This window comes from Tsukamurella sp. NPDC003166 (assembly GCF_040611135.1).
GTDB lineage: Bacteria > Actinomycetota > Actinomycetes > Mycobacteriales > Mycobacteriaceae > Tsukamurella.
In genome coordinates, this window is the sequence record NZ_JBEXNL010000013.1 from 92004 (window position 1) to 110727 (window position 18724).

At 70.3% G+C, this 18724-nt stretch carries 20 protein-coding genes; 7 read left to right on the forward strand and 13 right to left on the reverse strand.

Annotated features, from left to right (window positions below):
- The first annotated feature begins 10 nt into the window (after positions 1-10).
- Complete coding sequence (locus tag ABZX10_RS15515; RefSeq protein ID WP_355541378.1) at positions 11-1009, forward strand: YhjD/YihY/BrkB family envelope integrity protein; 999 nt, start codon at positions 11-13, stop codon at positions 1007-1009.
- Between the two features lies 1 nt (position 1010).
- Here ABZX10_RS15515 and ABZX10_RS15520 read toward each other — a convergent pair whose 3' ends face one another.
- Together ABZX10_RS15520 and ABZX10_RS15525 are read right to left on the reverse strand one after the other, a co-directional pair.
- The gene (locus ABZX10_RS15520) at positions 1011-2507 is read right to left on the reverse strand and encodes an APC family permease (protein ID WP_355541381.1); all 1497 of its coding nucleotides are present in this window, start codon (positions 2505-2507) and stop codon (positions 1011-1013) included.
- Between the two features lies 1 nt (position 2508).
- Positions 2509-3804 carry a serine hydrolase gene (locus ABZX10_RS15525; RefSeq protein ID WP_355541384.1) on the reverse strand — a complete coding sequence of 432 codons (1296 nt, stop codon included), beginning with the start codon at positions 3802-3804 and terminating at the stop codon, positions 2509-2511.
- Positions 3805-3836: 32 nt separating this feature from the next.
- Here ABZX10_RS15525 and ABZX10_RS15530 point away from each other — a divergent pair, with 32 nt between their 5' ends.
- From ABZX10_RS15530 to ABZX10_RS15540, 3 genes are all read left to right on the forward strand, one after another.
- Entirely contained in the window at positions 3837-4709 is an 873-nt protein-coding gene (locus ABZX10_RS15530) for a sucrase ferredoxin (protein WP_355541387.1), read from the forward strand.
- Positions 4710-4873: 164 nt separating this feature from the next.
- Positions 4874-5455: a helix-turn-helix transcriptional regulator gene (locus ABZX10_RS15535; RefSeq protein WP_355541390.1), complete on the forward strand. Its 582-nt coding sequence runs from the start codon at positions 4874-4876 to the stop codon at positions 5453-5455.
- Between the two features lie 103 nt (positions 5456-5558).
- Positions 5559-6956, forward strand: coding sequence for a DHA2 family efflux MFS transporter permease subunit (locus ABZX10_RS15540; RefSeq protein WP_355541513.1), 1398 nt, complete (start codon positions 5559-5561; stop codon positions 6954-6956).
- Between the two features lie 13 nt (positions 6957-6969).
- On the opposite strand, the gene ABZX10_RS15545 is transcribed toward ABZX10_RS15540, so the two are convergent.
- From ABZX10_RS15545 to ABZX10_RS15565, 5 genes are all read right to left on the reverse strand, one after another.
- Entirely contained in the window at positions 6970-7740 is a 771-nt protein-coding gene (locus ABZX10_RS15545) for an ABC transporter permease (protein WP_355541392.1), read from the reverse strand.
- Positions 7737-8519 (reverse strand): ATP-binding cassette domain-containing protein, encoded by a 783-nt coding sequence (locus tag ABZX10_RS15550; RefSeq protein ID WP_355541517.1) that lies wholly within the window; start codon positions 8517-8519, stop codon positions 7737-7739. The genes ABZX10_RS15545 and ABZX10_RS15550 overlap by 4 nt, the downstream gene beginning before the upstream one ends.
- A 33-nt stretch (positions 8520-8552) precedes the next feature.
- A complete protein-coding gene (locus tag ABZX10_RS15555) occupies positions 8553-9425 on the reverse strand; it encodes a DUF4097 family beta strand repeat-containing protein (protein WP_355541395.1) in 873 nt (290 codons plus the stop codon).
- A gap of 85 nt (positions 9426-9510) precedes the next feature.
- Positions 9511-10014 (reverse strand): toxin-antitoxin system HicB family antitoxin, encoded by a 504-nt coding sequence (locus tag ABZX10_RS15560; RefSeq protein WP_355541398.1) that lies wholly within the window; start codon positions 10012-10014, stop codon positions 9511-9513.
- Between the two features lie 39 nt (positions 10015-10053).
- Entirely contained in the window at positions 10054-10557 is a 504-nt protein-coding gene (locus ABZX10_RS15565) for a MarR family winged helix-turn-helix transcriptional regulator (RefSeq protein WP_355541401.1), read from the reverse strand.
- Between the two features lie 82 nt (positions 10558-10639).
- On the opposite strand from ABZX10_RS15565, the gene ABZX10_RS15570 reads away from it, so the two are divergent.
- Positions 10640-11143, forward strand: coding sequence for a carboxymuconolactone decarboxylase family protein (locus ABZX10_RS15570; RefSeq protein ID WP_355541404.1), 504 nt, complete (start codon positions 10640-10642; stop codon positions 11141-11143).
- A 12-nt stretch (positions 11144-11155) separates the two neighbouring features.
- On the opposite strand, the gene ABZX10_RS15575 is transcribed toward ABZX10_RS15570, so the two are convergent.
- From ABZX10_RS15575 to sdhC, 5 genes are all read right to left on the reverse strand, one after another.
- A complete protein-coding gene (locus ABZX10_RS15575) occupies positions 11156-12316 on the reverse strand; it encodes an SGNH/GDSL hydrolase family protein (protein ID WP_355541407.1) in 1161 nt (386 codons plus the stop codon).
- A gap of 76 nt (positions 12317-12392) precedes the next feature.
- On the reverse strand, positions 12393-13160 hold the full coding sequence (locus ABZX10_RS15580) for a succinate dehydrogenase iron-sulfur subunit (RefSeq protein ID WP_355541410.1): 768 nt from the start codon (positions 13158-13160) through the stop codon (positions 12393-12395).
- Positions 13160-14911 carry a succinate dehydrogenase flavoprotein subunit gene (sdhA, locus tag ABZX10_RS15585; protein ID WP_355541413.1) on the reverse strand — a complete coding sequence of 584 codons (1752 nt, stop codon included), beginning with the start codon at positions 14909-14911 and terminating at the stop codon, positions 13160-13162. Before sdhA ends, ABZX10_RS15580 begins: the two co-directional genes overlap by 1 nt.
- Positions 14912-14935: 24 nt before the next feature.
- Complete coding sequence (locus ABZX10_RS15590) at positions 14936-15388, reverse strand: succinate dehydrogenase hydrophobic membrane anchor subunit (RefSeq protein ID WP_068743580.1); 453 nt, start codon at positions 15386-15388, stop codon at positions 14936-14938.
- A gap of 12 nt (positions 15389-15400) precedes the next feature.
- Complete coding sequence (gene sdhC / locus ABZX10_RS15595; RefSeq protein WP_355541417.1) at positions 15401-15808, reverse strand: succinate dehydrogenase, cytochrome b556 subunit; 408 nt, start codon at positions 15806-15808, stop codon at positions 15401-15403.
- Between the two features lie 238 nt (positions 15809-16046).
- Between sdhC and ABZX10_RS15600 the strand changes: the two genes are divergently transcribed.
- Both ABZX10_RS15600 and ABZX10_RS15605 read left to right on the forward strand, forming a co-directional pair.
- Complete coding sequence (locus tag ABZX10_RS15600) at positions 16047-16448, forward strand: cytidine deaminase (protein ID WP_355541420.1); 402 nt, start codon at positions 16047-16049, stop codon at positions 16446-16448.
- Complete coding sequence (locus ABZX10_RS15605; protein ID WP_355541423.1) at positions 16445-17743, forward strand: thymidine phosphorylase; 1299 nt, start codon at positions 16445-16447, stop codon at positions 17741-17743. Before ABZX10_RS15600 ends, ABZX10_RS15605 begins: the two co-directional genes overlap by 4 nt.
- On the opposite strand, the gene ABZX10_RS15610 is transcribed toward ABZX10_RS15605, so the two are convergent.
- Positions 17740-18666, reverse strand: a complete 927-nt coding sequence (locus tag ABZX10_RS15610) for a D-2-hydroxyacid dehydrogenase family protein (protein WP_355541426.1) — start codon at positions 18664-18666, stop codon at positions 17740-17742. The genes ABZX10_RS15605 and ABZX10_RS15610 overlap by 4 nt on opposite strands.
- Positions 18667-18724 lie beyond the last annotated feature (58 nt).

Sequence of the window (18724 nt, forward strand, 5' to 3'; positions counted from 1 at the left end):
GGATTCCCGAATGCTCCAGAAGTACCGTGACAAATGGCCGTGGTTCGATCACGTGATGGCCGCCGCCATGCGGTACCAGGACAACAAGGGCGACTACTACGGCGCCGGGATCACCTACTTCAGTGTGTTCGCGCTGTTCCCGCTCGCGATGGTCGTGTTCTCGATCGGCGGCTACGTGCTGGTCAACGATGCCGAGCTGTTGGCGGAGATCAAGCAGCGGATCAGCGACCTGATGTCCAACCAGGAGATGGCCACCACGATCAACCAGCTGCTGGACCGAGCGATCTCCTCGCGCGGCACCGTCGGACTCATCGGCCTGCTCGGTGGCCTGTGGGCCGGCCTCGGCTGGGTGGGCAACGTGCGTGCCGCGCTCACCGAGATGTGGGACAGCGAGGAGCCCGAGCAGAACTTCGTCAGCAAGAAGCTGGGCGATCTCGCGGCACTCATCGGCCTCTTCGCCGCGATCGTGGTGTGCTCGGCGCTCATCGCCGTGGGCAGCAGCCCACTGACGAGGACGCTGCTCACCGCCGTCGGCCTGGATCACGTTCCCGGCCTGGCGATCCTGATCGCGTGCGTGACACTGCTGATCACGGTGTTCGCGACCTGGGTCCTGTGGACCTTCGTCATCGCGCGGATGCCCCGCGTCAGCTTCCCGTGGCGCAACGCCCTGCACGCCGGACTGCTGATGGCCGTCGTCTTCACGGTGTTCACCCAGTTCGCGACCCTGATCATCGGTGCCACGCTGCGCAGTCCCGCGGGCGCGACCTTCGGCCCGATCCTCGGCATCATGCTGTTCATCTACTTCACCGCGCGGATGCTGTTGTTCGCCACGGCCTGGGCGGCCACGGACCCGCGCAACCAGCGCTACGTCATCCCGTCGGCCCCCGATCCCGTGGTGATCTCGCCCGTCATCCGGTCCGAGCCGGAAGCGGCACGGACCGCGATCGCGGGCGCAGCGGGTCTGGTCGCGGGCCTCGGCCTCGGCTCCCTGCTGCGCCGCAGGCGCTGATTCAGGCGTCCTCGGGCGCGCCGGCGCGCGGGAGCGTGCGGCCGCGGAAGAACGCGGGGCGCTGCACGGCGCAGCCGATCATCAGCGGGATCCCGAGCACGAGCATGCCGATGCCGATGACGAACACCCCGCCGATGCCGCCGATCACGGTCCGTCCGTAGTCGGGGGCGATCATGTCGACGGCGCTCTGCCCGAACGCCCAGATCATCGCGGACCCGCCGAGCACGGGGAGGACCAGCCGGAGCACGAGGTTCCGCAGCGACCGCCGGACGGTCCGCCGGAAGTACCATGCGCAGGCGAACGCGGTGATCGCGTAGTAGAACGCGACGGCCAGCCCGAGCGAGCTGATCGAGTCCTCGAGTGTGTTCCTGCTGAGCAACGCCAGCGTCAGGTAGAAGGCCAGCGCGGAGGCGCCCATGACGACGGTGCCGAAGGACGGTGTCAGATACCTGGGGTGCACGTGGGCGAAGCGCTCGGGCACCGCCCGATAGACCGCCATCGCGAGGGTTCCGCGGGCCGTGGGCAGCACCGTCGACTGGGTGGAGGACAGCGCGGACAGCGCCACCGTGAGCACGAGCAGGCCCGCCAGCACCGCACCGCCGACCGGACGGCCGAGCACCGTCAGGACGTCGTCGTGGTTGTCGGTGTTGCCCAGCCCGATGCCGGTGTCCCCGAATCCCGAATAGGCCTGCACGGCAACCGCCACGAGCACGTAGGTGCCCATGAGGACGACGGTGGCGAGCACCGCGGCCCGGCCCGGGGTCGAGGAGGAGTCCTTGGTCTCCTCGCCGACGGCGAGGCACGCGTCCCAGCCCCAGTACAGGAAGATGCACAGGATCACGGCGGCCGCGATCTGCGAGGCGCTCAGGCCCGTCGGGTCCAACCAATCCCAGGTCGGCCGCACCGCCTGAGCTCCGGCGTGCCCGCCGTACACGGCCCACAGGGCCGCCCCCGCCGCGACGGCGAGAACGGCGAACTGGATCGACATCAGCGCGTTCTGCATCCGCTCGGACACCACGATCCCGCGGTACGACACCCACGTCATCGCCACGATCAGCACGCACCCGAAACCCACCACCGCGAGCCGGTTCTCGGCGAGTGCGTTCAATCCGACGAAGCGCAGGAGGTAGGTCGCGGAGATCTCCGCGACGTTCGCCAGGCAGATGATCGCCGACACGGCGAGGCCCCAGCCGCCCATCCATCCGACCCACGGCCCGAACGCCCTACTGCCCCAGGTGAAGGTGGTCCCGGCGTCCGGGGTGTCGGCGGCGAGCTCCTTGTAGGCGAGGGCCACCAGCAGCATCGGCACGAAGGCCACCACGAACATCGCGGGCGCCTTGCCGTGCACGTGCGCGACGACGCCGCCGAGCGTCGCCGCGAGGCTGTACGCGGGCGCCGTCGACGACAGGCCGATCGCCATGTTGCTGAGCAGCCCCAGGGAGTTCGAGCGAAGTCCCTTGTCGGGCACCGTCGCCGCCCCGGCCGGCGCGGTGACCACGTCAGCGGCCCCGGTTCGTACGCATGGCCGCACCGACCAGCGCCGCGATGACCGCGAGGCCGCCCAGGCCGATCAGCACCCGGGTCCCGTTGCCCATGCCCGACGGTCCGCTCGCGACCACCGCGTCGTGTCCCTCGCCGGGGCGGTGCTCCGCCGCACCGGATCCCGTGGCGGCGACGAGCGTGCCGACGGACTTGCCGCGCAGCGCGACGCCGTAGTCGAGCAGGCGGCGGTACTGGTCCCAGTAGGTGTTGCCCGCGTGGGTGAGGCCGAACATCTGGACGATGACGTAGCGATGACCGTCCCGGTCGACGGCGCCGGCGAAGGTCTTCTTCGCGTCGTCCGTGTAGCCGTTCTTACCGGCGACCGCGCCGGGGAAATCGGTCAGCAGCCGGTTCTCGTTGAGGATCGGGTAGGGCGCAACGGATGTCGGCGCGGGCGGTGCGCTCGCCCCCGGAGGCAGGGGGGTGGGCGGTCCGGTCGTCGGCACCGGCGGGTGACCGGGGAAGGTGACCCGCGGTGTCGCGGCGATCTCCACGAACCGCTTGTCCTGCAGGGCCGCCCGCAGGATGAGGGCGAGGTCGTACGGGCTGGTGCTCATGCCGGGGCCGTCCAGGCCCGACGGGGTCGCGGCCCGCGTGTCGTGCGCCCCGAGCGCGGACGCGAGCTCGTTCATCTTCGCGACCGCGGCGTCCACGCCGCCGAGCTGCCGCGCGAGGGCGTGCGCGGCGTCGTTGCCCGAGATCAGCAGCAGGCCCTCGAGCAGGTCCTTGACGGTGTACCGGCCGCCGGGGGAGACGCCGGCGGCGTCCCCCTCCTGCGCGGCGTCCTCCGCGGTCCCCTCGACGACGGTGTCGAGCTTCAGGTCGCGGAGCGCGACCTGCGCCAGCAGCAGCTTGATCGTGCTCGCGGGGCGGTACCGGCCGTGCGGATCCTTCGCGGCGATCACCGTCCCGTCGGTGGCGTCGGCGACGAGCCAGCCCGCGGAGTCGATGCCGGGCGGGGCGGGCGGCGCACCGTCGGGCACGACGAGGCCGCACCCGCCCAGCTTCGCGCCCCCGACCGGCGGGTCCGGGACGGCGAGCGGCGCGGGCGTGGGCGCCCCGGGCTTGGGTACCTCGGAGGCGTCGACGGCGGGCGGTGGGACGTGCTTGTGCGGGCAGGCGTCGGTCACCAGGGTGGCCACGGCCGGCCCGGGAGTGGGCGACGGTGCGGGGGCCGGCGTCGCGCCGGCCGGGGCGACGAGCGCACCGAGAAGGCCGACGACGGTTGCGGTTCTCAGGGCGCGCGCGATCATCGCGGCTCATGGTAGTCCGCTACGGTGGCGGTATGACGGAGCGTTGTTCGAGTTTCACGGACGAGCCGCTCCCCGGCACCGCGACGACGGAGACGGGCTGGCTCTGCATCGAGAACGAGTCCGGCTGGGGCCGTGATCCGTTCTCCGGCGCAACCTTCGCTCCGGAGGTGGGGGAGGCGATCGAACGGTTCGCCGACGACCGCGCTCTGCGGGTGCTCCTCATCCACCGGCCCGGCCGCGCGGGCGGCACCGGGCCGATGCGGGTGTTCGTCGCGGCCTCGGTGACCGGCCGGAGCTCGCTGCGGATGTTCACCGTCGCCGACTACGCCGAGATCCCGCGCCTGCCCGTCGACGACCCGGCCGCCGGCGACCTCGCGGGCCCGATCGCGCTCGTGTGCACCAACGGCAAGCGCGACGTGTGCTGCGCGGTCCTCGGCCGGCCGATCGCGGCCGAGCTCGCCGCCCGCTACCCCGAGCCGGTGGTGTGGGAGTGCTCGCACACCGGCGGCCACCGGTTCGCCCCCGTGGTGATCGTGCTGCCCACCGGCTACACCTACGGTCGCGTGTCGAGCGCGCAGGCCGGGGAGGCCCTCGACGCCGCGCGCGCGGGCGTGGTGTCCACGTCCGGACTGCGCGGCCGCTCGTCGATCCCGCCGGCCGAGCAGGCGGCGGAGGTCGCCGTTCGCGAGGTCCTCGGTCCCGTCGGTCCCGATGCCCTGCGCACCACGTCCGACGGTGCGCCGGCCGCCGGTGTCCACGCCGTCACCGTCGAGCACGAGGACGGGCGCGCGTGGACCATGACGGTCACGGCGGAGGACCTGCCGCCGCGGATGATGTCGTGCGGGAAGAAGCCGTCGGCGGCCCGGGCCTGGCGCGTGACGGACGCCGCAGCGGTCACGAACTGACACTTGTGCCCGCGACAGTGGGGGCATGACTGCGAGCGGATTCCGCTGTGATCAGGGACATAGCGACGTTACGTCCGATTCGGGCGAATACCCCGGCTGCACATATTCCGTCTGGAGTACTCGCGGCGTAGTGTTGCCGCCGAGCGCACGGATCGGAGGTGGGGATGGCGCGGACGCGGGAGATGGCACCGCTGGCGATCGCGGCGCTCGCGCTGCTCACCGAGCGGGACATGCACCCCTACGAGATGTTCACCACGATGGTCGACCGGCGCGAGGACCTCGTGGTCAAGCTCCGGGCGGGTTCGCTCTACCACGCGGTGAACCGGCTGGCCGACGACGGCATGGTCGTCGCCGTGTCCACGGAACGGGACGGCAACCGGCCCGAGCGCACGACGTACGGGATCACTCCGGCCGGGCGGGAACGGCTGCAGGCCGTCGTCGCCGACCTGCTGGCCCGGCCCGCCGAGGAGTATCCGCGGTTCCCGTTCGCGGTCTCGGAGGCGCACAACCTCGACCGCGGCGTGGTGCGTGCGCTCCTCGCGGGGCGACTCGAACGCGTCGACCGCGAGCTGACGGAGATGCGTGCGGGCCATGCCCGGGCGCTCGAGCGCACCGCCGCGGCGTACCTGCTCGACCTGGACTACCTGATCGCGATGCGCGCCGCCGAAGCCGACTGGCTGCGGCGCACCGTCGGACGGCTCGATGACGAAACCCTGGACTGGAAGGCTCACCACCATGGCGAATGACGCCACCGCTGCACCGCAGCAGTACGATCCGGGCGCGCTGCCCGGGCTGCCCTCGGGGTACCGGCCCTGGCCCGCCCTCTGGGCGCTGGTCGTGGGCTTCTTCATGATCCTCGTCGATTCCACGATCGTCTCGGTCGCGACCGATTCCATCTGGATCGACCTCACCCAGGGCAAGGACCTCAACGGCGTCATCTGGGTGACCAGCGGTTACCTGCTGGCGTACGTGGTGCCGCTCCTGCTGGCGGGGCGCCTGGGCGACATGTTCGGCCCGAAGCGGCTCTACCTCGTGGGCCTGACGATCTTCACGCTCTCGTCGGCGTGGTGCGGCCTGTCCGGGACGATCGGCATGCTCATCGCGGCCCGCGTCGTGCAGGGCATCGGCGCCGCGCTGATGACGCCGCAGACGATGGCCGTGATCACCCGCACATTCCCGGCGGCCAAGCGCGGTACGGCGATGGCGCTGTGGGGTTCCGTCGCCGGTGTCGCGATCCTCGTCGGGCCGCTGGCCGGCGGCGTGCTCGTCGACCGGCTGGGCTGGGAGTGGGTGTTCTTCGTCAACGTGCCCGTGGGTATCGCAGCCTTCATCGCCGCGGTGATCCTGGTGCCGAACCTGCCCACGCACAAGCACAAGCTCGACATCCCGGGCATCCTGCTCAGCGCGGCCGGCCTGTTCCTGGTGACCTTCGGACTGCAGGAGGGGCAGAAGGAGGACTGGTCCGCAGAGATCTGGGGGATGATCGCCGCGGGCGTAGTGCTGCTGATGGTCTTCGTGTGGTGGCAGTCCAAGGCGGCCGAGCCGCTGATGTCGCTGTCGCTGTTCAAAGACCGCAACTTCTCGCTGTCCAACGCGGCCATCGCGTGCATGGGCTTTTCGGTGACGGGCATGTCGATCCCGCTGATGCTGTTCGCGCAGAAGTCGATGGGCCTCACGCCCACCCGCTCGGCGCTGCTGCTCATCCCGCTCGCCGTGATCTCCGGGGCCCTGGCGGCACCGTCGGGCAAGCTGGCCGACAAAGTGCACCCGCGCTACCTCACCGGATTCGGCTTCGCCGCCAACGCGATCGCGCTGTTCTGGTTGGCCTTCGTCGCACACGACACCACGCCCGTGGTCGGCATCCTTCTGCCGATCGGGCTGATGGGTGTCGGTAACGCGTTCATCTGGGGACCGCTCGCGGCCACCGCGAACCGGAACCTGCCGCTGCAGCTGGCGGGCGCCGGCTCCGGCGTCTACAACATGACCCGCCAGGTGGGCGCTGTGCTCGGCAGCGCGGCGGTCGGCGTGCTCATGCAGCACCAGATCGAAGAGAAGTTCACCGCCGCCACGGGGCACGCCGCCGCCGGTGGGGGAGGCGGGGCGATGTCCACCGGCGCCCTGCCGGAGTTCCTCCGCGGCCCGTTCGCCGACGCGATGGGCTCGACGATCATCCTGCCCGCCGCGGCGCTCGTGATCGCCTTCGTGCTGGTGCAGTTCTTCGCCACGCCCACGCACCAGAAGGACTGAGCGCCGGTTCGGCTCAGCGGATCCGGCGACGGTACGCGAGCATCGCGGCGCCGTAGGCGACGACCAGGATGCCCGCGCTCCAGCCGAGTGCGGAGGCGAGAGCGGCACCGTCGACGGGGCGCTGGGCGAGCAGGGCGGAGATCGTGTCGACGATCGACGTGACGGGCTGGTGTTCGGCGAAGGCGCGCACCGGCCCGGGCATCGTGGCGGTCGGCACGAACGCGGAGCTGATGAAGGGCAGGAAGATGAGCGGGTACGAGAACCCGGTCGCGCCGTCCACCGACTTCGCGGTCAGACCGACCGCCACCGCGATCCAGGTGAGCGCCAGCGTGAACAGCGTCAGGATCCCGGCGATGCCGAGCCAGGCGAGCGGGCCGGCCGAGGAGCGGAAGCCCATGAGCAGCCCGACGCCGAGGATGATCACGACGGTGATCGCGTTCGCGACCATCGACGTGAGCACGTGTGCCCACAGCACCGACGTGCGCGCGATCGGCATCGACTGGAAGCGCTCGAAGATCCCGCCCTGCATGTCGTTGAACACGCGCAGCGCCGTGTAGGCGATGCCGGATGCGATGGCCATCAACAGGATTCCGGGCAGCAGGTAGTTCACGTAGTTCGTGCCGCCGGTGCTGCCCTTGATCGCCCCGCCGAAGACGTAGACGAACAGCAGCATCATCGCGATCGGCGTGATCGCGGTGGTGATGATCGTGTCGGCGCTGCGGGTGATGTGTTTGAGTGATCGGCCCAGCAGCGCACCGGTGTCCGAGACGGCGTAGCTGGTCATGGTCGGTCCTCCGTGGTGGGTTCGGTGCGAGATCCGGTGAGCGCGAGGAAGACCTCCTCGAGCGAGGGTTGCTTCTCGACGTACTCGACCCTCGCCGCCGGCAGCAGGCGCCCCAGCTCGGCGAGGGTGCCGTTCGCGACGATCCGGCCGTCGCGCAGGATCGCGATGCGGTCCGCCAGTTGCTCGGCCTCCTCGAGGTACTGGGTGGTCAGCAGGACCGTCGTTCCCTGTGTCGCCAGTTCTCTCACGATCTCCCACACGTCGATCCGGGCCTCCGGATCGAGGCCGGTGGTGGGCTCGTCGAGGAAGATCACCGCGGGGTCGCCGATGAGACTCATGGCGATGTCGAGGCGCCGCCGCATGCCGCCGGAATAGGTACCGACGCGGCGTCCGCCCGCGTCCGTCAGGCGGAACCGTTCCAGGAGAGCGTCGGCGACGGTGCCGGGGTCGTCCTGGTGGCGCAGCCGCGCCACGAGCACGAGGTTCTCCCGGCCCGTGAGGATCTCGTCGACGGCGGCGAACTGCCCGGTGAGGCTGATGGATTCGCGGACCCGCTGCGGCTGCGCGGTGACCTCGTAGCCGTGCACGGTCGCGCTGCCCGCGTCGGGGCGCAGCAGCGTCGACAGGATGCGGACCAGTGTGGTCTTGCCCGCGCCGTTCGCGCCGAGCAGGGCGAAGACGCTGCCGGGGGCGACGTCGATGTCGACCCCGCGGAGCACCGGCAGATCGCCGTAGCTCTTCTCGATGCCACGGACCTCGATCGCCGCGGTGGTGGTCATGGTCATGATGTTCTCCTGACGAGGGATGTGCGCTCAGCGAGCGCGCCGGATGTCGATGTCGCCGAACTTCGCTCGCGCCCGCACGGAGAGGTGCGCGCCCGCCGGCTCCGCGTCCGGATCGCCCACGTCCGGGAGGCCCTCCTCGAGACGATTCCGCACGCGTCCCTCCTTGGAGGACAGGTCGAGCCACGCCGGAACCCCCTCCGCCACACCGACGGTGAGCCTTCCGTAGCTGCTCTCGAGGTCGATCACGCCGCCCGAGACCTCGGCGAGGGTGATGGCGCCGTACGCCGTCTTCGCCGCAACGGACGAGGTGGCGCGGTCGATGTCGAGGTCGCCGTAGGACAGGTTCGCTTCGACGCCGCCGGTCGTCTCCCCGATGCGGACACTGCCGTGGGAGGCCTTGAGCACCGCGTCGCCCGCGATGGCCGCGATCCGGATCCGCCCGTGGTCGGCGGTGATCTCCGCGGTGCCCTCGACCGCGCCGGCCGTGACGTTGCCGTGGCCCGCGCGCAGCCACAGGTCGCCCGTCGTCTCGAGCTCGACGGTGCCGGTGCTCGCCTTGATCCGCGTGGCCGCCAGGCGGCCCTCGGTGCGGACCCCGCCGACGGCGCTCTCGGCGGTGAACCGGGAGCCGGCGGGCAACTCGACGGTGATGTCGACGGACTCGGCGGCGCCGAGGAAGCTCATGAGCCCGAACGTCGGCTTGGGGCCCACGATGACGAGCCGGGCACCGTCGAACTCCACGCGGACGGCCTCGGCGCCCCGGCGGTCCGCGGCCTTGTTCGGGGAACTCGGGGAGACGGTGACGACGGTGTCGGTGCGGTCGGTCGCGACGACCTCGAGGTCGCCGACCTGCAGGTTGACGGCGAGGTCGATGGGCTCGGGGGTGGGGAAGACGGGCATGGCGGGCCTTTCGGGGTGTGCTCGGCCGACCCCGCGGGGTGCGGGGTTCGGCGTCGAGCTGTTGGACTCCGGGTTCAGGGAGGGGTCAGCGAGCCCAGCCGGCGAAGTCGTCGCCGGTGCGGAGCGCGCGCTGCACGGATCGTCGCTTGCGGGGAGCCAGTGCCGCCGCGACGGCGCGGACCAGCCACGTGTTGACCGACACGCCCTCCGCGGCGGCGGCCTCGTCGACCTGGGCCTTGAGCGCGTCGGGCAGGCGCAGGGTGGTCCGGGAGGTGCTGGCGTCGTCGAACTCGACGCCGCTGGAGGGGGTGGCCGCGTCGTCCGGTTCCGCGCACGGCGCGGCGACGACGAAGTCCACCTCGCGGCCGCGCAGGCGCAGGTCGACGGAGCCCGGCACCAGGTCACGGGTGATCTCGGCCGCGGCCGCGGACAGCGCGTCGAGCAGGACCAGCCGCACGGCGGCGTCCAGGCCTGAAGCGAGCCGCTCCGCGCTCGCGCCGGCGTCGTCGACGCCGGCATCGGCGAAGTCGCGCTCCGCCGCGGCGATGAGCTGACGCTGGAGGTCGTTGACGTAGGGCGTGATGTCCATGACATCAACTATGACACCACTGTGGTGTCACGTCAATGGCTATTCGGCGTCGCTCGCCCGTGATGTGCGTTTCCGCTGGTCGTCCGCATCCTGAGTCAGCGATGCCAGAGTGTCGAGGCGGATCGGCGATGCCGCCAGAGATGCCAGGTCGTCGAGCATGGCGTCGAGTCGGCCGGCACCGATCCGCTGTGTCCATGCGTCGCGGACGCCCTCGAAAGCTGTTGCGCTCGCCCGGAGCATCGCGCGACCGCGAGGGGTGGGCGCGACGAGTCGCCGTCTACCGTCCTCGGGGTCGTGGCCGACGGCGACGTAGTCCAGGTCGACGAGGCGGGCGATGGTCTTCGCGGCGGCCTGCTTCGACACTCCGAGTGTCGCGGCGATCTCGCCGGCGGTCGAGCCGTCGCCGACGGCCTGCATCGCGAACCCGTCCCGCGGGCGGGCCTCGGGGAAGCCCTGGTCGGCCAGGATGCGGTGCGCCTCGTCGACGGCCTCGCGGAAGCCGCCGAGAAGGAGGAGCGGTAGCTCGTAGCCCGGTCTCGACACCGCGTCACCCCTTGTTTCGTCAACCGGATTGACTGTATCGTGACGCCAATAGTCAACCAAGTTGTCTAAAAAGGGAGTAATCATGGAATTCACGATGCACACGGTCGACACGGCACCGCACGAGTCCCGCCCGGCCCTCGAGGCGATCCGCGCGAAGTTCGGCGGAGTGCCGCGCGCCGCCGCGCTGCAGGCGGAGTCACCGGCCCTGCTCAACGGCTTCCTCGCGGCGAGCGCGGCGTTCGAGGCGGCGTCGCTGCCTCCCGTGGTACGGGAGACCGTGATCCTCACCGTCGCCCATCGCAACGGTTGCGAGGTCTGCGTCCGGATCCACTCGGCGGAGCTCGCCCGGATGGACCGGACGGACGTGGTGCGCGATATCGCCGCCGGGATGCGCTCCGACGACGCGGCAGTCGCGGCGACGGTCACGTTCGTCGGGCGGCTGTTCGACGGTGCCGGGCGGGTGGCGGATGCGGACCTCCAGGAGTTCTTCGACGCGGGCTTCACGCCACGAAACGCGCTCGAGGTCGTGTTCGGCGTCGGTGTCTACACCGTCTCGACCTTCGCCAACCGGCTCGTCGGCGCCTGAACGGGCCGGGTGTCAGGACGGGAAGGCGCCGCCCTCTCCGAAGGCGAGCTCGCCGAATCGCGCTCCGATCAGGGCGTGGGTGGCGGCGTCGGGATGGAGTTCGTCCGGGAGGGGGAGGCGGGCGTAGTCGTCCGCGCTGTACAGGGCGCGTCCGTCGAGGAGGTGCAGGTGCGGGTCCTCACCGGCCCGGTCGGCCGCAATGCGCCCGAGGGCGTCGCGGATGACGCTCAGCGTCAGCCTTCCCGCCGGGATCTCCGCCGGGTCGCCGGTGGCCTCGAACCGCAGGCCCGCGGCCGACGGGACGGGCATCACCGGTCCAGGGGTGTCCTCCTGGATCGGGCACAGGATCGGCGAGACGAGCAGCAGCGGCGTGGTCGGGTGGCCGTCGCGGATGGTGTCCAGGAAGCCGTGCACGGCGGGGACGAACGCGCGCAGGCGCATCACGTCCATGTTGGTGAGGTTGATGCCGATCTTGAGGCTGATCAGGTCGGCGGAGGTGTCGCGGATGGCGCGGGCGACGAGCGGGTCGAGGACGGCGCTGCCGCCGAACCCCAGGTTGATCAGGTCGACCCCGCCTGCCGCGGCGGCGATCGCGGGCCAGGTCCCCGTCGGGTGCATCGCGCCCGAGCCGTGGCTGATCGAACTGCCGTGGTGCAGCCAGAGGCGATCGCGTCGCGGCTGCGGGTGCACCGCGGCGTCCGTCCGCAGCGCGACCAGCTCGGTGATCTCGTTATGGGGCAACCAGATCTCGACGTCCTTCTCGCCCGCGGGCAGATCCGCGAATCGCGCGGTGCCGGAAGGGCCCTCGGTGAGCTCGGCCTCCTGCGTCACCATGTCGATGACGGTGTCGACGTTCCCGCCCGGCACCGTCGTGCTGGCGACGAGGCGGTCGTCCACGACGAGGTCGTAGACACCGTCGGGCAGGGGAGGGAGGCCGGCGTACGCGCGTTTGGTCGGCAGCGTCTCGAGCTCGATGACGGTGGCGGTGGTCCGGAAGGTCAGGCGCACGCCGGACGGCTGCGCCTCCGCGGAGGCGAGCCGCGCATCCGGGATACGGCGGCGGGCCGCCGGGGGTAGGCGGTGCGGGAGGAGGCCGCGCGCCGTCGCCTCGAGGTCGAGGTGGCCGCGCAGGAGTCCGTCGTCGATCGGGGTGCTGATCAGGTTCGCGGGCACGGGGCGCCTCTCGTCGAAAGGGAAACGCCCCGGACCTCGGGTGAGGTCCGGGGCGTTCCGGGCTGCAGTAAGGGTTCTAGCGGCTGAACAGGAGGGCGCGCTTGACCTCCTGGATGGCCTTCGTCACCTGGATGCCGCGGGGGCACGCGTCGGTGCAGTTGAAGGTGGTGCGGCAGCGCCACACACCGTCGACGCCGTTGAGGATCTCGAGGCGCTCGGCGGCGCCCTCGTCGCGGCTGTCGAAGATGAAGCGGTGCGCGTTGACGATGGCCGCGGGGCCGAAGTACGAGCCGTCCATCCAGTACACCGGGCAGCTGGTGGTGCAGCAGGCGCAGAGGATGCACTTGGTGGTGTCGTCGAAACGCTCACGGTCCGTGGGGGACTGGATGCGCTCGCGGGTCGGCTCGTTGCCCGAGGTCACCAGGAAGGGCTTCACGGCGCGGAAGGCGTCGAAGAAGGGCTCCATGTCGACCACGAGGTCCTTCTCCACGGGCAGGCCGCGGATCGGTTCGACCGTGATGGTCACGTCCTTGTCGCCGTGCAGGAAGTCCTTCATCAGCATCTTGCAGGCGAGGCGGTTGACGCCGTTGATGCGCATGGCGTCGGAGCCGCACACGCCATGGGCGCAGGAGCGGCGGAAGGTCAGGGTTCCGTCGAGGTAGCCCTTGATGTAGAGGAGCAGATTCAAGAAGCGGTCCGAGGGGAGCGCGGGAACCCGGTAGCTCTGCCAGCCCGCCGCGTCGGGATCCTCCGGGTTGAACCGGTAGACCTTGATCGTGACCATCGTGGAGCCGGGCGGAACCGGCGGCTGGACGGTGGCGGGGGTGTCGACTGCGGCGGTCATCAGTACTTACGCTCCATCGGCTCGTAGCGGGTCTGCACGACGGGCTTGGTGTCGAGACGGATCCCGGACTCCAGGCCCTCGCCCTCCTTGTACGCCATGGTGTGCACCATGAAGTTCACGTCGTCGCGCGTCGGGTAATCCTCGCGGGCATGGCCGCCGCGGGTCTCCTTGCGGTTCAGCGCGCCCACGACGGTGACCTCGGCCAGCTCGAGCAGGAAGCCCAGCTCGATGGCCTCGAGCAGGTCGCTGTTGAACCGCGTGCCCTTGTCGGTGACGGTGACGTGCTCGTACCGCTTCTTGAGGGCGCGCACGTCCTCGAGGGCCTGCGTCAGGGTCTTCTCGGTGCGGAAGACGGCGGCGTTGTTGTCCATCGTCTGCTGCAGCTCGGTGCGGATCGCCATGACGTTCTCGTTGCCGTGGTCGCTGAGCATCGACGCGACCCACTTCTCGACCATGTCGGCCGGGTTCTCGGGCAGCGGCACGAAGTCGTGCGTCTTGGCGTACTCCGCCGCGGCGATGCCGGAACGGCGGCCGAAGACGTTGATGTCGAGCAGCGAGTTGGTACCCAGGCGGTTGGCGCCGTGCACGGACACGCACGCGCACTCGCCTGCGGCGTAGAGGCCGGGGACGATGTGTTCGTTGTCGCGCAGCACCTCACCGTGGATGTTGGTGGGGATGCCGCCCATCACGTAGTGGCAGGTGGGGTACACGGGAACCAGCTCGGTGACGGGGTCGACGCCGAGGTAGGTGCGCGAGAACTCCATGATGTCCGGCAGCTTGGCCATCAGGGTCTCCTCCGGGATGTGCGTGACATCCAGGAGGACGTAGTCCTTGTTCGGGCCGGCGCCGCGGCCCTCGAGCACCTCGAGCACCATCGAACGGGCGACGATGTCGCGCGGCGCGAGGTCCTTGATGGTGGGGGCGTACCGCTCCATGAACCGCTCACCGTCGGCGTTGCGGAGGATGCCGCCCTCGCCGCGCACGCCCTCGGTGATGAGGATGCCCAGGCCCGCGAGGCCCGTCGGATGGAACTGGTGGAACTCCATGTCCTCCAGGGGCAGGCCCTTGCGGAAGACGATGCCCATGCCGTCGCCGGTCAGGGTGTGCGCGTTCGACGTGGTCTTGTACATGCGCCCCGAGCCGCCGGTGGCGAAGATGATCGCCTTGGCGTGGAAGACGTGCAGCTCGCCGGTGGCGAGCTCGTACGCGACGGCGCCGGTGGCGACGGGGCCGTCCTCGGTCTCCGTCAGCGCGATGTCGAGGACGTAGAACTCGTTGAAGAACTCCACGTCGTGCTTGACGCAGTTCTGGTACAGCGTCTGCAGGATCATGTGGCCGGTGCGGTCCGCGGCGTAACAGGCGCGGCGGACGGGGGCCTTGCCGTGGTCGCGGGTGTGGCCGCCGAAGCGGCGCTGGTCGATCTTGCCCTCCGGGGTGCGGTTGAAGGGCAGGCCCATCTTCTCCAGGTCGAGCACCGCGTCGATGGCCTCCTTGGCCATGATCTCCGCGGCGTCCTGGTCGACGATGTAGTCGCCGCCCTTGACCGTGTCGAAGGTGTGCCACTCCCAGTTGTCCTCCTCGACGTTGGCGAGGGAGGCGCACATGCCGCCCTGCGCCGCGCCGGTGTGGGAGCGGGTGGGGTAGAGCTTGGTGAGCACCGCGGTGCGGGCGCGGGGCCCGGCCTCGATGGCCGCGCGCATACCGGCGCCGCCGGCACCGATGATCACCACGTCGTAACGATGTTCCTGCATGATGCGGGTGAGTCCTCTCGCGCGCTAGTTGGTAGCCGTATTGAAGGTGAGCAGCGCGTAGGTGCCGAGGACGACCACGAGGATCATCGACAGAGCCAGCAGCGTCTTGAGCCAGAACCGGGTGCGGTCCTTGCGGGCGTAGTCGTCGATGATCACGCGGAGGCCGTTGCCGCCGTGCAGCTGTGCGAGCCACAGCATCGTGATGTCCCAGACCTGCCAGTAGGGGCTGGCCCACCGCTTCGCGACGAAGGCCGCGTCGATGCGGTGCACGCCGTTGTCGATGGCCAGCATGATGAAGACGTGCCCGAAGACGAGCACGAGCAGGGCGACGCCCGAGAAGCGCATGAACAGCCACGCCCACTTCTCGAAGTTGTTGCCCGCGGGGCGGTGCGGCGAGCGCGGCGCGTCGAGGGATGCGGGGCGGTCGTACTGCTTCATGAGAGTCTTGGCGAGCTTGGGTTCGTTCGCTGTAGTCATCTGTCGTTGCCCCTACCCGTGCGAGATCATGATGTAGAGCAGGCGCGCGGCCATTCCGGCGCCGGTGAGCAGGAAGACGGTCCACACCACGATGGACATCGCCTTCTGATACTGGACACCCTTGCTCCAGAAATCGACGAGGATCACCCGGACGCCGTTGAGGGCGTGGAACAGGATGGCCATGACGAGCCCGATCTCGAGCAGGCCGATGATCGGGGTCTTGTAGGTCTCGATGACCTTGTCGTAGGCCGTCGGGTCGACGCGGATCACCGCGGTGTCGAGCACGTGGACGAACAGGAAGAAGAAGATGGTGACGCCGCTGATGCGGTGCAGCACCCAGTTCAACATGCCCGGATCGCCCTTGTAGAGGGAGACGCGGCGCGGCTCCTCGGCGGCCGCCACCTCGGTAGTACTGCTCATCGAGCCCTGCCTTCGACATCGTTGTTGGATACGACGGGAGATCGGTCGACGGAGGGTATCGAGCCCTCGCACCGGCGTCAGTCGCGATGTATACCTGAACCCACGCCTTGACCTTAAACCCACGGGAATGTGGAATCGAAACCACGGTCCCGATCCGTTGGGGCCGAACAGATTTAGTTAGGTTTGCCTGACCGTAATTGATAGGCGATCAACAAGGCTCGGAAGGGAGTGGTACGCAGTGCCCGATATCGACTGGGAGGTCTTGCGGCGCAGCGCCGTCAGGGCCATGGACAACGCCTACGCGCCCTATTCGAACTATCCCGTCGGCGCGGCCGCACTGGTCGACGACGGGCGCGTGGTGACCGGCTGCAATGTGGAGAATGTCTCATACGGCCTGACCCTCTGCGCCGAGTGCGGACTCGTCGGCGCGCTCCACACGACGGGCGGAGGACGCCTCGTCGCCTTCTCGTGCGCCAATGCGAACGGAGACGTCCTGCTCCCGTGCGGCCGGTGCCGCCAACTGCTCCACGAACACGGCGGCGGCGACCTGCTCGTCGATCACCGCTCCGGTCCGGTGCCGCTGAGCCGGCTCCTGCCCGACGCCTTCGGGCCCGACGACATGGAAGAGGTAGCACGATGACCGAGGTGTACGACGCCGTCTCCATCATCGCCGCCAAGCGCGACGGAAAGGCGCTGTCCGACGGCCAGATCGACTGGGTGATCAACGGGTTCACGACGGGGGTGGTGGCCGACTACCAGATGTCGGCACTGGCGATGGCCGTCTTCCTGCGCGGGATGGACCGCCGTGAGATCGCGCGCTGGACCGCCGCGATGATCGGGACCGGCGAGCGGATGGACTTCTCGGGCCTGCGCCGCGACGGTGCCCCGTTGGCGACGACCGACAAGCACTCCACCGGCGGCGTCGGCGACAAGATCACCCTTCCGCTCACTCCGCTGGTCGCGTCCTACGGGGTCGCGGTCCCGCAGCTGTCGGGGCGTGGCCTCGGCCACACCGGCGGCACGCTCGACAAGCTCGAGGCGATCCCGGGCTGGCGCGCGGACCTGTCCAACGCGGAGATGTTCGACCAGCTCGAGAAGGTCGGCGGCGTGATCTGCGCCGCCGGCTCCGGCCTGGCCCCGGCGGATAAGAAGCTCTACGCCCTGCGCGATGTCACCAGCACCGTCGAGGCGATCCCGCTGATCGCCAGCTCGATCATGAGCAAGAAGATCGCCGAGGGCACTGCCTCGCTCGTGCTCGACGTCAAGGTCGGCAAGGGCGCGTTCATGAAGACGCGCGAGCAGGCGCGCGAGCTCGCGGAGACGATGGTCGCATTGGGCCACGACTCGGGCGTGAACACCGTCGCCCTGCTCACCGACATGTCCACGCCGCTCGGGCGCACCGCGGGCAACGGCCTCGAGGTCGCCGAGTCGCTCGAGGTCCTGGCCGGCGGCGGACCGTCGGACGTGGTGGAGCTGACGCTGGCGCTCGCCCGGGAGATGCTCGCGCTGGCGGGCGTCGACGCCGACCCGGCCGAGCACCTGGCGAACGGTCGCGCGATGGACAGTTGGCGCGCGATGATCGCGGCACAGGGCGGCGACCCGGACGCGCCGCTGCCCGTCGCGGCCCACACGCGGACCGTCGCCGCGCCCGCGTCCGGCGTACTGACCGGACTGGACGCGATGGGCGTCGGCATCGCGGCCTGGCGCCTCGGCGCGGGGCGTGAGCGGCAGGGCGAGCCGGTGCAGGCGGGCGCGGGCGTCACCTGGCACGCCGGGCTCGGCGACGAGGTGCACGCGGGCGAGCCGCTGTTCACCCTGCACACCGACACTCCGGAGAAGTTCGACGGTGCGGAAGCCGCCCTGGACGGCGCGGCCGTCATCGGCGGGTCCGCGGCGCCGCGCGGCTCGCTCGTGCTGGACCGGGTGACCGCCTAGGGATTCATGACGCGGACGGGGGCGCCGGCGAGATACGCGCGGACGTCCTCGGCCGCGTCGGCGTAGAAGGCGCGGTACTGCTGCTCGGTGACGTAGCCGACGTGCCCGGTGAGCACCGAGTTCGGCAGGTCCCGCAGCGGATCGTCGGCCGGGAGGGGCTCGGTGTCGAACACGTCGAGTGCCAGCCTGATGTCGCCCCGGCGCGCGGCGGCGGCCGCGGCCGGGGTGTCGAGCACACCCGACCGCGACGTGTTGACGAGCAGCGCCCCCGGCTTCATCCGCGCGATATCGGCGGCGCCGACGATGCCCCGCGAGCGCTCCGAGAGCACGTAGTGGATCGTGACGACGTCCGACCGCTCGAAGAGTTCGTCTTTGCTCACGACGGTCGCCCCGACCTCGGCCGCCTTGTCGGCGTCGATGTTGCTCGACCAGGCGATCACGTCCGCGCGGAAGGCGTTCGCCACCCGCGCCACTCGGCGGCCCAGGCCGCCGAGCCCGACGATGCCGATGGTGCTCTCGTGCAGCTCCTTCCCGACGGTGCTCTGCCAGCGCCCGGCCCGGATGTTCGCGTCCTCGGTGGGGATGTGCCGTAGGGCACCGAGGATCAGCGCCCACGTGTGTTCCGCGGCCGCGGCGGGACGGTAGCCGGTGTGGCACACAGTGATTCCCAGCTCGGATGCGGCTGCGAGGTCGATGGCGGCGTTGCGCCGCCCCGTCGAGACCAGGAGTCGCAGGTCGGGCAGGGAGCGCAGCACCTCCGCGGGGAAGCGGGTCCGCTCCCGCATCGCGACCACCCCGTCGAACCCGGCCAACTGGCCGGCGATGTCCGTCAGGGGCTCGGTGAACACGGTGACGTCGAGACCGGAGAAGTCTCCGTACTCGCGGGAGACGTCCTGGAAGTCGTCGAGGATCGCGATGCGCATGGCGCTCAGGGTAGTGCGCGCCGCGGCGGCGCGACGGGTTGTTCGAGGTGGGGTCGGC

Excerpts from the sequence above, each read along its gene's own strand:
- sdhA (WP_355541413.1), bottom strand. The coding sequence starts at position 14,911 with ATGCAGGAACATCGTTACGACGTGGTGATCATCGGTGCCGGCGGCGCC.
- ABZX10_RS15530 (WP_355541387.1), top strand. The coding sequence starts at position 3,837 with ATGACGGAGCGTTGTTCGAGTTTCACGGACGAGCCGCTCCCCGGCACC.
- ABZX10_RS15605 (WP_355541423.1), top strand. The coding sequence starts at position 16,445 with ATGACCGAGGTGTACGACGCCGTCTCCATCATCGCCGCCAAGCGCGAC.
- ABZX10_RS15525 (WP_355541384.1), bottom strand. The coding sequence starts at position 3,804 with ATGATCGCGCGCGCCCTGAGAACCGCAACCGTCGTCGGCCTTCTCGGT.
- ABZX10_RS15515 (WP_355541378.1), top strand. The coding sequence starts at position 11 with ATGCTCCAGAAGTACCGTGACAAATGGCCGTGGTTCGATCACGTGATG.
- ABZX10_RS15590 (WP_068743580.1), bottom strand. The coding sequence starts at position 15,388 with ATGACTACAGCGAACGAACCCAAGCTCGCCAAGACTCTCATGAAGCAG.
- ABZX10_RS15540 (WP_355541513.1), top strand. The coding sequence starts at position 5,559 with ATGATCCTCGTCGATTCCACGATCGTCTCGGTCGCGACCGATTCCATC.
- ABZX10_RS15535 (WP_355541390.1), top strand. The coding sequence starts at position 4,874 with ATGGCGCGGACGCGGGAGATGGCACCGCTGGCGATCGCGGCGCTCGCG.
- ABZX10_RS15555 (WP_355541395.1), bottom strand. The coding sequence starts at position 9,425 with ATGCCCGTCTTCCCCACCCCCGAGCCCATCGACCTCGCCGTCAACCTG.
- ABZX10_RS15550 (WP_355541517.1), bottom strand. The coding sequence starts at position 8,519 with ATGACCACCACCGCGGCGATCGAGGTCCGTGGCATCGAGAAGAGCTAC.
- ABZX10_RS15610 (WP_355541426.1), bottom strand. The coding sequence starts at position 18,666 with ATGCGCATCGCGATCCTCGACGACTTCCAGGACGTCTCCCGCGAGTAC.
- ABZX10_RS15545 (WP_355541392.1), bottom strand. The coding sequence starts at position 7,740 with ATGACCAGCTACGCCGTCTCGGACACCGGTGCGCTGCTGGGCCGATCA.
- ABZX10_RS15580 (WP_355541410.1), bottom strand. The coding sequence starts at position 13,160 with ATGACCGCCGCAGTCGACACCCCCGCCACCGTCCAGCCGCCGGTTCCG.
- ABZX10_RS15560 (WP_355541398.1), bottom strand. The coding sequence starts at position 10,014 with ATGGACATCACGCCCTACGTCAACGACCTCCAGCGTCAGCTCATCGCC.
- sdhC (WP_355541417.1), bottom strand. The coding sequence starts at position 15,808 with ATGAGCAGTACTACCGAGGTGGCGGCCGCCGAGGAGCCGCGCCGCGTC.
- ABZX10_RS15570 (WP_355541404.1), top strand. The coding sequence starts at position 10,640 with ATGGAATTCACGATGCACACGGTCGACACGGCACCGCACGAGTCCCGC.